Source organism: Stenotrophomonas sp. GQ19 (assembly GCF_059758695.1).
The window spans coordinates 18162-30382 of sequence record NZ_JCAXES010000004.1; the positions used below are offsets into that span (position 1 = coordinate 18162).

A 12221-nucleotide genomic window follows, 5' to 3' on the forward strand; every position below is an offset into this window, starting at 1 on the left:
TCCTGATAGGGAACCGGCCGCCACGGGTAATAGAGGGCGGTCCGCCGCGAGGCGGGTGGTTCCGGGGTTTGGCTTCCCTGTCGCTTCCGTGACCGAACTCCTTGCGGAGCACCCCGGCACGGATATGGGCGGCAGGTGTGAATTCACCGGTGACGTCCGGTGTTGACGTATTCCCGCGCCAAGGCGGCAGGGATCCGGTCGATTATAGCCCGGTGCCGGGGGCAGGCGCAATCGCGGTGGGAAGTGGGGCGTCGGCGGCATCGTTGAGCCGGGCCCGGAACTGGCCGCCGGCGTAGCCATCCGGTCGCGGCGGCAGGTCCCAGCTGCGGGCACTGCGCGGCAGCACATAGCCGGCCAGGCCCTCGATCAGCGGGTGGCGACGCCCGTGGGCGTCCACGAAGACGAGATCTGCCAGGTGGGCATGGCCGTCGCCGTCATTATAGAGGCGCAGGCGCGGCGCCGACGGGTTGCCATCGGTGCCGACCCGCACCCGTGGCAGCGGCACCCCCGGCCTGTCGGGCTCCACGAACACCGGCAATGAGTACCGTGCAACGCCGGCGCCGGCGCCGGCGCCCAGGTCCGGGTCCGGGCTGATCACCAGCCGGTAGCCGTGCTGGACGGCGTCGGGCACGGCGCCGAGACGGACCACGCGGACCCGCTGGCGCTGGCCCGGGGCGATCTCCAGCCGGGCCGGGCTCACGGCCAGGTCCGCGGCGGGCACCAGCCGTTCCTGGTCGCCCGCCTGTTCCCAGCGGTACAGCCGGGCCTCGCCAGACCAGGCTGCGCCGTCGGGGTTGGCCAGCCACAGCTCGGCGTGGGCCGGGCCGGCCGGTACCGACACGCGGACCGGGCTGATCTCCAGGGCGTACACAGGCAGCGCCGCCAGCGCACCGAGCACGAGTGCCGCGGCGGGTCGCATCAGTAAGTGACCGTGACCACGTCCGGCTGCCCGGGGCGCGATGTCGCGGGCGCCGGGCTCAGGGCCGTCACCTGGGCGGGGACCGGCTGGCGACCGTCGCTGCGCTGCTGTGCGGGTCGGCAGGCCGGTTCGCGGGGCGTGCCGGGGTGGCTGCAGTCGGCGACGATCCGCACCCCGATCCGCAGCCCGGCGCTGCCGCCCGCGGCGGGGCGGGCGGTGGCGGGCGATGCGGCGGCACAGAGCGCCAGCAGGCTGGCCAGGACGACGGAAGGCGATCGCGGGGGCATCGAACATCGCACGGCGGGGGATGCGACCGTTAACGGCCGGGATCGCATCCGCTTGAGTCGATGTGTGGACTAGTTCAATAAGTGATGGTGACGGTTATCACGTCGTTATAGCTGCCCTGCGCAGGTATCGCGCCAGTGGTAGGCGGGGCCCGGCCGTACACCGTCAGCGTCTGCGCCGCGCCGTTGCCGGTGCCGGACTGGGTGTCGGTGTTGAGGGTGTTGCCCCAGCGCTGCGAGCGTGCCGGGTCGCGGTACAGCTCGTAGGGAATGTAGTAGACGCTGCTGTCCGGTGCGGTGAAGCGCATGCGCCGGGTGGTGCCCTGCGCGCTCTGCCCGTTGTCCAGGCCGATGCTGTAGGCGGTGCGGTTGATGCAGGTCAGGCCGATGGTGGAGGTGCGGTCCCGGTTGGCGGTGATCGCCCCGGCATTGCTGCCGAAATCCATGTCCGTGGTGACGTAGGTGCTGCATTGGGGCAGCACGTTGGCGCTGACGGTGAACGGGAAGGCGCTGTCGGCGGTCTTGTGGCCGCTGACGCCACTGGCCGTGGTGCACAGCGCCGGCGGCTGCGCGGTACCGATGACGCTCTCGTTGTACGCGTATTCCAGGCTGACGTTGGCGGCGGTGAACGTGCTGGCGAAGCTGCCGGCCGACAGCACCTGCGCGGCCGGCACCTGCCCGTACACGGTGATGGTCTGGGCGCCGCTGCCGCCGGTGAGCAGCGGCACGGCGTAGCTGAGCGTGACCACCGCAGCGGGCGGGGTCCCGGCGGGTACCGTGCCCCACACCGTGGTGCGCCCCGCATTGGTGTACAGCTGGAAGGCCATCGGGTCGGCGCTGGCGTTGGTCATGCTGCGGGTGGGCAGCAGGGTGCTGCCGGTACTGCCGGTGCCGATCTTCAGGCAGGCGCGCACGCTGGCGCTGCCGAGGACGCTCAGTGCGGCGGTGGTGCAGGTGATGGTGAAGCTGGTCACGGCGTTGGTCGCGGTGGCGGCACCGTTGGTGATGGTGCCGAACGCCAGTGCGGTCGGCGCGGTGGCCGTGCAGGTGGTAGCCGCACGCGCCGGGGCGATATGGCAGGCCAGGGCCAGTACCAGCAGCACGGCGATCAACCGCACGGCGTTCATCGCGCCGGCACCGGCAGGCAGCGTAGCGGGCCGATCCGCGTGGTGCCGGGCGAGGTGGGGGCCACGGCCGGGGCCAGCCGTACGCTGCAGCGGCCGTCCGGCAGTTGTACCTGCAGGTCTGCCGGCAACGCCACGTCCTCCAGGTAGGTCTCGCCGTCGTAGCCCACCGTGGCGGTACGCCCGCCGGGCAGCAGCACGGTGCTGCCCACCGGCAGCGGCAGGCCGGCGGCATCCTGCAGCACCACGCTCCAGGCGAGGGTGCGGCGCAGGCCGAAGTCCACGCCCAGCCCGGCGCTCTGGCGCGGGGTGACCCAGGCATCCACGCGATCGGCGCGCATGTCCGCGGGCAGGTCCAGGGTGTCGATCGAGAGCCGGTTGCGCTGCCAGGACAGCAGCGAGGTCACCAACAGCAGGCCGTTACGGTCGGTACTGCCGATCAGGCGGTTCTCCAGCCGCACCGGAATGCCGGGGTGGCCATCGGTGGAGACCAGCGCGAACGCATCGGTTACTTCGCGCGCGGCAAACAGATGCCCGCCCATCCACACCAGGCTGCCGCTGGCGTTGGCATAGCCGTAGTCGAAATCGCCCTGCCGTGAATAGCCCAGCGCGTAGCGGCCTACCTGGTTGAGCCAGCCCAGTTCGGCCAGCCCGCCGGCGCCGTCATCGCCACCGCGCGCCTGCACGCGCCAGCCGTATCCGCCCTGGCTGCCATCGCCTGGCACCGGTTGGGAGACGTCGGCCACGTAGGTCACGCGCTCGCCGTTGCGCTGCGCCGACACGCTGCTCTGGCGGTTGCGGCCGAGCGCGGCCGACACCGACAGGTAGGCGCTGCGGTCGTCGCTGTCGGACAGGTTCTGGTTGAACGACAGGTAGGCCGACCAGCGCTCGCCGAAGCTGCGCGACCAGAACAGGCTGGCGTAGCGGTTGTCATCGCCGTCGGGATAGCGCAGCCGCAGGTAGCTGGCGCTGAGCGAGCCGGCGCGTGCCAGGTTGAGGCCCACGGTGGCCTGTTCGCTGATGTCCGGCGGCAGCGTGTTCTGCAGCGCGCCCAGGTCGCGGTAGTCGCCATGGGTGCGCCGGGTGAGCAGGTTGAGGTTGAAGCGCCGGTTGTTCCAGCTGTACCCCAGCGAATACTGGCCGCCCTGCAGACCGTCCAGGCGGCTGTGCGCGTAGGCGGCGTTGAGCACGCCGGCGCCGCCAAGCAGCCACCAGCCACCGGCCCCGCCATTGAGCACCCCGCCGCCGCCTTCCAGGTGCGTCTCGGCGGTGAAGCTGTCGCTGGCGCCGTAGCGCCAGGTCGCGCTGCCGATCACCGGCGCTTCGTAGCCGAACGAGCGGATGCCGTAGTCGCGGCGCATCCGGCCCACGCCGGCCGACCAGTCCGACAACCCCTTGGCCAGCAGTTGCTGGGCGCCGTAGAACGCGAAGTCCAGGGTCTGCATGCGGCCGAACGCGTCGGTGATGACCACCTGGGCGTTGCCGATGCCGCTGATGCCGGGTTGCGCGGCCAGCTGGAACGGCCCGACCGGAACCTCGCCGTTGTACTGGCGCAGGCCGTCCACATACAGCTCCACATTGGAGGGCACCACCGCCTCGCCGAGGAAGGTGGGGGTGGGGGTCAGTACGCGATAAGGTTGCAGGCCGTAGTTGCGCCCGATCTGCACGCCGCCCATGCGCACCGGGCGGCTCCAGTCGACGAAGCCGCTGTAGAAGTCGCCCACCGTGAGGGTGACGGCCGAATCGGGGAAATCCAGCCGCCACGCGGTATCCAGGCGCACGCTTTCACCCCGCCACTGACGGTCTTCCGGATCCTGGTAGGTGCGCAGCAGTGCACTGGATTCGAACACGCCGCGACCCAGCCCGAACAGGCGCAGTTCGGTGGTCAGGGCGAGGTTGCCGCCGCCTTCGGTGTGGCTGCCGTACACGTCGTAGTTGAGCAGCGCGCCGGGCGATGCCGCCGCTGTCGGTGCGGTTTCGGCCGGGCGCTCCAGCCGTGTGGTCGGCAACGACAGCTGCTCCAGCGGCACGTCCAGGGCCAGCGTCTGCATGCTCGCGTCGTAGCGCACCACTACGCCGCTGAGCAGGTCCAGCGCGACCGGTTCCTCGCCCCGCGCGGAAAAGCCCAGCTGGCGCAGGGTGGCGGGCGAGGCCATCAGCCGGCCCTGCAGCTCGGTGAAGGGCAGCAGGCCCCGCGGTGCCTGGTTGAGGGTCACTTCCAGGTACAGCGTCTGCCCGGCGGTCAGTGGCGTCGGCGGCGGCAGCAGGGCTTCGCCGGACACCCCGATGTCCGCGTCGGCCGCCATCGCCGCGCACGGTGCCAGCGTCGCGGTGAGCAGCATCCGCATGCAGGCCTCAGCGAGCCGCAGGCGCGACGGGCAGCGGCGTCTGGGCCGACTCGCCATTGATCTTCGCCGAGAACGTGGCGCCTGCGAGGCGGGCCGCCGGAACATCCAGCGGCCAGCGCATGGTCTGTCCGCCCAGGACATAGCCGAGCAGGCCGGGGTGCACGATCTGCGGCCGATCCGCACTGCCCAGGCCGATATCGGCCAGTTGCGCATAGCTGTTGCCGCTGTTGTGTACCTCCAGGGCCGGCCGCCCGTCATCAAGCCGCAGCAGGCGGGCCTGCAGCGCGTGTTTGAGCGGGGCCTCGCCCGCGGGCTGGATGAACACCGGCATCGAATAGCGAAGCACGAACTGCATGCCGGTGCCCTGTGGCACCGCGCTGGGCAGTTCGTCCACCACCACCCGGTAGGCGCGTTGGGCGGTGGGCGGGGCGGGGTCGCTGCGCACCACCCGGATCAGCTGCTGCTGGCCGGCGGCCAGCGCCTGCATGGGCGGGCTCACCTGCAGCTCGGTGGTGGGCAGAAGCTGGTCCTGGCCGCCGTCCTGGCGCCATTCGAACACCCGCACCTGCACCTGGACCGGTGCGGTGCCGCTGTTGGTGAGCCACAGCGCGTCGGCGTTCTGGCGCGGCGTGAGCTGCAACGACGTAGGGGCGACCTGCAGGCTCGCGGCGGTGGCGCTCCCCATCAGCAGCCACAGCCAGCCAAGGGCCGCGTACCCGAACCGCCACGGGCGTCGCCCTGCGGAAATCGGCATGGCGGACCCTCAGTAGGTGATGGTGGCGGTGATGGTGTCCTGGTAATTGCCCGCAGCGGCGTTGTTGACGCTGGGGTTGGCGATCTGGCCGTAGACGTTGAGCGTCTGTGCCAGGCCGGTGCCGATGCCGGCGGCGGTGTTGGTGCCGGTGGTGGTGCCCCACACATCGGTATGCGCGGCGTCGCGGTAGAGCTGGTAACCGACGAAGTTGTTGGCGGTCACGCTGACGTCGGTGTTCTTCATGCGCCGGGTGGTCACGTCATTGGCCGTGCCGGCATTGGCGCCTGCGTTGAGGGCAACCGTATACGGGGTCAGCGCCGAGCACTGGGCGGTGATCGTGCCCTGCGCGTTCGACGGAGTGGTGGCGGTGGACAGGGCCGAACCGAAGTCCACGTCGGTGGCGGCCGCGGCGGTGATCGTGCACGCCTTGGTGATGATGATCTTGACGTTGAAGGTGGTGGTATCAGCCGCCAGGGCGGGCGCGGCCAGGCTGGCGACGGCCAGGCTGAGTACGGTAGTGCGGAGAAATCGCATGGGCATGCTCCTTGGACGACGGTCCTTGCTGAACAACACGATGCTGCCGGACTTCTACTGCGGTCTTGTCCCGGTTATAGGTTCGGCGCTGTATGGGAGCCGTGAGATCCGGGGAAATCGATGGCCGTTTTCGGCATGGGAGCGCGTTTTGCGATGTAGATCACGCTGGTTCAGCTATCTGACCAAGGCCCAGCCCCAATCCCGGCTGTCAGCGTTCCACCCGATCCCGTTCAGATTGGTCCCGGATCGGCGATAATGGGCGCCATGAGCGTGAATCTGAAAACCCCCCAGGAAATCGAACTGATGCGCATCGCCGGCCGCCTGGCCAGCGAGGTGCTCGACATCGTCACCCCGTATGTAAAGCCCGGCGTGACGACCGAAGAGCTGGACCGCATCTGCCACGACCACATCATCAACGTGCAGAAGGCCACGCCGGCCAACGTCGGCTACCGTGGCTTCCCCAAGACGGTCTGCACGTCGGTCAACAACGTGATCTGCCACGGCATTCCCAGCGAAGCCAAGGTCCTCAAGGACGGCGACATCGTCAACATCGATGTCACCGTGATCAAGGACGGCTGGCACGGCGACACCAGCCGCATGTACTACGCCGGTACGCCGTCGACGATGGCCAAGCGCCTGGTCGACACCACCTACCAGGCCATGTGGGCCGGCATCCGTGCGGTCAAGCCGGGCGCCACCCTGGGCGACATCGGCCATGCCATCCAGAGCCTGGCAGAAGGCGAGCGTTTCAGCGTGGTGCGCGAGTACTGCGGCCACGGCATCGGCAAGGTTTACCACGATGAGCCGCAGGTGGTGCATTACGGCCGCCCGGGCCAGGGTCTGGTGCTGCAGCCGGGCATGACCTTCACCATCGAACCGATGATCAACGAGGGCACCCGCTACAACAAGGTGCTGCCCGATGGCTGGACCGTGGTGACCAAGGACCGCAAGTTGTCGGCACAGTGGGAGCACATGATCGCGGTCACCGAGACCGGCGTGGACGTGCTGACCCTCTCGCCCGGCGAATCGCAGGTCTGAGCATGTTGCCGGCGAGCCCGATGCTGGACGCGCCGGCAGCGTCCGTCACCGACCTGGAATGGTCGGCGCTGGCGCGGCAATCGCTGCAGCAGACCGACGCGCGGCTGTACCGCCGCTTCGACCAGGGCGACAACATCGAGCGCCTGCTGGCGTTGCGCGCGCGTGCGGCCGACCACCTGATCCGGCTGGCCTGGCAGCGTTGCCTGCCGGCCGGTAGCGGCCTGGCGCTGTTTGCCGTGGGCGGTTACGGACGCGGCGAACTGTTCCCGCGCTCGGACATCGACCTGCTGGTATTCGGCGAGCCCGGGCACCAGCGCCAGCACGAATCCAGCCTGGCGCGGCTGTTCGCGCTGCTCTGGGACTGCGGGCTGCCGGTCAGCCACGCGGTGCGCTCGGCGGCCGAGTGCATCGAGGCCAGTGCGGATCAAACCGTGATGACCGCGCTGATCGAGTCGCGGCCGCTGCTGGCCGATGAGGCGGCACGCCTCGCGCTGAAGGCGGCGGTCAATACCGACGGCCTGTGGCCGCCGCGCGAATTCTTCCTGGCCAAGCGCGAAGAGCTGCTGGCCCGCCACCAGCGCTTCGGCGACACCGCCGACAACCTGGAACCGGACATCAAGGACGGCCCGGGCGGGCTGCGCGATCTCAATACGCTGGGCTGGATGGCCCTGCGTGCGTTCGGCGTGCGCGACCTTGAAGCGCTGGTCGGGTTGGGCCATCTGGGCGCCGACGAAGCGGCCGCGCTGAAGCGCGAACGCTGCGCGCTGGCGCGGCTGCGCTTCGGCCTGCATCTGCTGGCCAACCGCCCCGAAGAACGCCTGCGCTTCGACTACCAGAAAACCCTGGCCGCGCGCCTGGGCTTCGAGGACGACCTTGAAAGCCTGGCCGTGGAAAAGATGATGCAGGGCTTCTACCGCAGCGCCAGCGTGGTGCGGCGGATCAGCGACCGGCTGCTGCAGCGTTTCGAGGAACAGTTCGACGGCGAAGCGGTGCCCGAGCCGGTCAGCGTGGGCTTCTCGCTGCGCCGCGGCTACCTGGCCGCCAACGACGCGCGCTGGCCGCAGGGCGACATCGAACAGGTGTTCGCGCTGTTCTCCAGCTGGGCCTACAACCCCGATGTGCGCGGCCTGCATTCGCTGACCGCGCGTGCGCTGGCCGAAGCGCTGCCGGAGCTGCCGGCGTACACCGATGCCAACGTCGCGGCGCGCGAGCAGTTCATGGCGCTGCTGCGCAGCCCGCGCGCGGTCGATACGCTGGCACGGATGGCGCGGCTGGGCGTGCTGGGCCAGTGGGTACCGGCCTTCGCGCAGGTGTCCGGGCGCATGCAGTTCGACCTGTTCCATGTCTACACCGTGGACCAGCACACGCTGATGGTGCTGCGGAACATCGGCCTGTTCGCCAGCAGCCGCGCCGACGACCGTTTCTCGATCGCCCACGAAGTGTGGCCGCGCCTGCGCAAGCCCGAACTGCTGCTGCTCGCTGGGCTGTTCCATGACATCGCCAAGGGACGCGGTGGCGACCACTCCGAACTGGGCGCGGTGGATGCGCGCGCGTTCTGCCAGGCGCATGCGCTGAGCAGTTCGGACACCGAATTGGTGGCATGGCTGGTGGAACAGCACCTGCGCATGTCGGTGACCGCGCAGAAGCAGGACATCTCCGACCCGGAGGTGATCCACCGTTTCGCCACGCTGGTGGGCAGCCGCGACCGCCTGGACTACCTGTACCTGCTGACCTGTGCCGACATCGCCGGCACCAGCCCCAAGCTGTGGAATGCGTGGAAGGACCGGCTGCTGGCCGACCTGTATTTCGCCGCACGGCGCGCGCTGCGCGACGGCCTGGAAAACCAGATGCCGGCCGCCGAGCGGGTCGCCGAAGCGCGGGATTCGGTGCGTGCGCTGGTGCGCGAGCGCGGCTACGACGACGCCACCATCGATCGCCAGTTCGCGGTGATGCCCGACGAAAGTTTCATCCGCCTGCGCCCGGAGCAGCTAGCCTGGCAGGCCGCCGCACTGGTGCCGGTGAAGCCTGGCCAGACGTTGGTCAAGGTGCGCCGGATCACCCCGGACGACCACGCACTGGAAGTGTTCGTGCAGTCGCCGGACCGCGATGGCCTGTTCGCCGCGATCGTGATGACGCTGGACCGCAAGGGCTACGGCATTCACCGTGCGCGCGTGCTGGACGGCCCGGTCGACACCATTTTCGATACCTTCGAAGTGACCCCGGCCGACAGCTTCGCCGACGGTGACGCGCCACGCCTGGAAGCAGCGCTGCGCGATGCGCTGGCCGGCGACCTGACCCGGCTGCGGCCCTCGCGCCGGGTGATCCCGCGCCAGCTGCGGCATTTCCGTTTTGCACCGCGCATCGAATTCCGCGACGGCAGCGATGGCAGCCCCGGCACCCGTTTCAGCCTGATCGCCCCTGATCGCCCCGGCCTGCTGGCCGACGTGGCGTTCGTACTGCGCAACCAGCGACTGCGCGTGCACGACGCGCGCATCGCCACCTTCGGCGAGCGCGCCGAAGACATGTTCGTGATCAGCGATGAGCACGACCACCCCCTTACCGAATCTGCCAGGCAGCAGCTGCACGACGCGATGCTCGCGTGCCTGGACCCCGATCGAAACGCCGGAGACCCCCACTGATGGCCACCAAGCCCGCCAAGAAGACTGCCGCCAAGACCGCGGCAGCCAAGAAGACCGCTGCCGCACCGGCCGCCGTGAAGAAGCCCGTTGCCGCCGCCAAGGTGCCGGCGGTGAAGAAGGCCGCTGCGAAGAAGGCCCCGGCCAGCAAGGCCGCCACCCCGGCCGAGAGCGCGGCCAAGCGCAGCGCCAGCCGCGACGCCACCATTGCCCGCAAGTCGCTGCGCAAGCCGGCCACGCCGGGCGTGGAAGAGCTGAAGTTCGGCATCGAGAGCGCCTTCGAGCGCCGTGCCACGCTGACCCTGCATGAGCTGGAAGGCTCGACCAAGCCGCTGGTCGGCCGCGTCATCGACGGCCTGGAAACCGGTGAATTCCGCGTGGCCGAGCCCGATGGCCACGGCGGCTGGAAGGTCAACGAGTGGCTCAAGAAGGCGGTGCTGCTGTACTTCCGCGTCAACGACATGGCCGTGGTCGACGCGCGTCCCGCACCGTTCTGGGACAAGGTGGAATCGCGCTTCGCCGGGTTTGACGAGGCCAAGTTCCGCCGCGCCGGCGTGCGCGTGGTGCCCGGTGCGATTGCCCGTCGCGGGACGTATTTCGGCAAGGACGTGGTGCTGATGCCGAGCTTCACCAACATCGGCGCCTACGTTGGTGAAGGCACCATGGTGGACACGTGGGCCACGGTGGGTTCGTGCGCGCAGATCGGCAAGCATTGCCACCTGTCCGGCGGCGCCGGCATCGGTGGCGTGCTCGAGCCGCTGCAGGCCAGCCCGACCATCATCGAAGACCATTGCTTCATCGGCGCCCGTTCGGAAGTGGTGGAAGGCTTCGTGGTCGGCCACCACAGCGTGATCGGCATGGGCGTGTTCCTGGGCCAGAGCACCCGCGTGTACAACCGCGCCACCGGCGAAATCAGCTACGGCTCGGTACCGCCGTACAGCGTGGTGGTGTCCGGCCAGCTGCCGTCCAAGGACGGCTCGCACTCGCTGTACTGCGCGGTGATCGTCAAGCAGGTGGACGCCAAGACCCGCAGCAAGACCAGCGTCAACGACCTGCTGCGCGGCCTGGCCGACTGAGTCCTGCCATGACCACCACCGTGTATGGGTTGAAGAACTGCGACACCTGCAAGAAGGCCACCAAGTGGCTGGATCGTTTCGCGGTGCCGTATGCGTTTGTCGACTACCGCGAAGCGAAGCCGACACCGGAAACGCTGGTCGACTGGGCCGGGCAGGCGGGCGGCTTCGCTGCCCTGGTCAACAAATCGTCGACCACCTGGCGGCAGTTGCCGGACAACCGCAAGGCGGCCGCGTCCGATGCCGAGTGGAAGCTGCTGTTGCGCGAGCACCCGCAGTTGATCAAGCGCCCGGTGGTGGTCACCGCCGATGGCGTGATGACCCAGGGCTTCACCGACAACGGCTTCAAGCAGCGGTTCGGGGTGGGCGCGTGAGCGATGTGCTTGCGCTGACCTGCGACCTGATCGCACGGCGGTCGGTCACCCCCGACGACGCCGGGTGCCAGCCGTTGCTGGCCGCGCGGCTGGCGGCTGCCGGCTTCCACTGCGAACACCTGCGCCTGGGCGAGGTCGACAACCTGTGGGCGACCCACGGCCAGGGCGCGCCGGTGCTGGTGCTGCTCGGGCATACCGACGTGGTGCCGACCGGCCCGGTCGAGGCCTGGAGCAGCGATCCGTTCGATCCGCAGATCCGTGATGGCGTGCTGTACGGGCGCGGTGCGGCGGACATGAAAGGCAGCGTGGCCGCGTTCGTGGTGGCCGCCGAGCAGTTCGTGGCCGCCCATCCCGAGCATCCCGGCACGCTGGCCGTGCTGCTGACCAGCGACGAGGAAGGCGATGCCATCGACGGTGTGCGTCGCGTGGCCGACATCTTCCGCGAACGCGGCCAGGCCATCGACTGGTGCATCACCGGTGAGCCGTCGTCCACCGCAGTGCTGGGCGACCTGCTGCGTGTGGGCCGCCGCGGCAGCCTGTCGGCGACGCTGACGGTGAAGGGCGTGCAGGGCCATGTGGCGTATCCGGACAAGGCGCGCAATCCGATCCATCTGGCCGCTGCGGCACTGGCCGAACTCACCGCACGGCACTGGGACGATGGCTTCGAAAGTTTCCCGCCGACCAGCCTGCAGGTGTCCAACATCCATGCCGGTACCGGGGCCAACAATGTGATTCCGGGCGAGCTGCAGGTGCTGTTCAACCTGCGCTACAACCCGCACTGGAACGCGCCGACGCTGGAGCAGGCCATCGGCGCGCTGCTGGATGCGCATGTCCTGGACTACACGCTGAAGTGGCATCGCAGCGGCGAGCCGTTCTACACCCCGGAAGGTACCCTGCGCCGCGTGGCGCGCGAGGTGCTGGGCGAATTTGCCGGCGCACCGCCGGAAGAAAGCACCGGCGGCGGCACCTCCGACGCGCGCTTCATCGCACCGCTGGGCGCGCAATGCATCGAAGTGGGGCCGGTGAATGCCAGCATCCACCAGGTGGACGAGAACGTGCGGGTCGCGGATCTGGAGGCGCTGCCGGCGTTGTACCAGCGGTTGATAGAGCGTTTGCTCGCCTGACGCCATCGGGTTG

10 protein-coding genes are annotated in these 12221 nt (G+C 69.4%); 5 read left to right on the forward strand and 5 right to left on the reverse strand.

Features of this window, described 5'->3' with window-relative positions:
* Nucleotides 1-202 precede the first annotated feature (202 nt).
* The 5 genes from AC6CHL_RS09295 to AC6CHL_RS09315 form a co-directional block, all read right to left on the reverse strand.
* Nucleotides 203-919: a fimbrial biogenesis chaperone gene (locus tag AC6CHL_RS09295; RefSeq protein WP_498294224.1), complete on the reverse strand. Its 717-nt coding sequence runs from the start codon at nt 917-919 to the stop codon at nt 203-205.
* A 361-nt stretch (nt 920-1280) separates the two neighbouring features.
* Nucleotides 1281-2330 carry a Csu type fimbrial protein gene (locus AC6CHL_RS09300; protein WP_038689450.1) on the reverse strand — a complete coding sequence of 350 codons (1050 nt, stop codon included), beginning with the start codon at nt 2328-2330 and terminating at the stop codon, nt 1281-1283.
* Nucleotides 2327-4675, reverse strand: coding sequence for a fimbria/pilus outer membrane usher protein (locus tag AC6CHL_RS09305; RefSeq protein WP_498294225.1), 2349 nt, complete (start codon nt 4673-4675; stop codon nt 2327-2329). The genes AC6CHL_RS09300 and AC6CHL_RS09305 overlap by 4 nt, the downstream gene beginning before the upstream one ends.
* A gap of 7 nt (nt 4676-4682) precedes the next feature.
* Nucleotides 4683-5429, reverse strand: a complete 747-nt coding sequence (locus AC6CHL_RS09310; RefSeq protein WP_463600653.1) for a fimbrial biogenesis chaperone — start codon at nt 5427-5429, stop codon at nt 4683-4685.
* Nucleotides 5430-5438: 9 nt separating this feature from the next.
* Nucleotides 5439-5963: a Csu type fimbrial protein gene (locus AC6CHL_RS09315; RefSeq protein ID WP_038689443.1), complete on the reverse strand. Its 525-nt coding sequence runs from the start codon at nt 5961-5963 to the stop codon at nt 5439-5441.
* Nucleotides 5964-6227: 264 nt separating this feature from the next.
* On the opposite strand from AC6CHL_RS09315, the gene map reads away from it, so the two are divergent.
* Genes map through dapE form a run of 5 tightly spaced genes read left to right on the forward strand, consistent with a single transcriptional unit; the run spans nt 6228 to nt 12208 of the window.
* Complete coding sequence (gene map, locus AC6CHL_RS09320; RefSeq protein ID WP_038692380.1) at nt 6228-7001, forward strand: type I methionyl aminopeptidase; 774 nt, start codon at nt 6228-6230, stop codon at nt 6999-7001.
* A 20-nt stretch (nt 7002-7021) separates the two neighbouring features.
* The gene (locus tag AC6CHL_RS09325) at nt 7022-9640 is read left to right on the forward strand and encodes a [protein-PII] uridylyltransferase (protein WP_498294369.1); all 2619 of its coding nucleotides are present in this window, start codon (nt 7022-7024) and stop codon (nt 9638-9640) included.
* The gene (dapD, locus tag AC6CHL_RS09330; RefSeq protein ID WP_137189005.1) at nt 9640-10713 is read left to right on the forward strand and encodes a 2,3,4,5-tetrahydropyridine-2,6-dicarboxylate N-succinyltransferase; all 1074 of its coding nucleotides are present in this window, start codon (nt 9640-9642) and stop codon (nt 10711-10713) included. The genes AC6CHL_RS09325 and dapD overlap by 1 nt, the downstream gene beginning before the upstream one ends.
* Nucleotides 10714-10721: 8 nt before the next feature.
* On the forward strand, nt 10722-11084 hold the full coding sequence (locus AC6CHL_RS09335) for a Spx/MgsR family RNA polymerase-binding regulatory protein (RefSeq protein ID WP_038689439.1): 363 nt from the start codon (nt 10722-10724) through the stop codon (nt 11082-11084).
* Entirely contained in the window at nt 11081-12208 is a 1128-nt protein-coding gene (gene dapE / locus AC6CHL_RS09340; RefSeq protein ID WP_498294226.1) for a succinyl-diaminopimelate desuccinylase, read from the forward strand. The genes AC6CHL_RS09335 and dapE overlap by 4 nt, the downstream gene beginning before the upstream one ends.
* Nucleotides 12209-12221 lie beyond the last annotated feature (13 nt).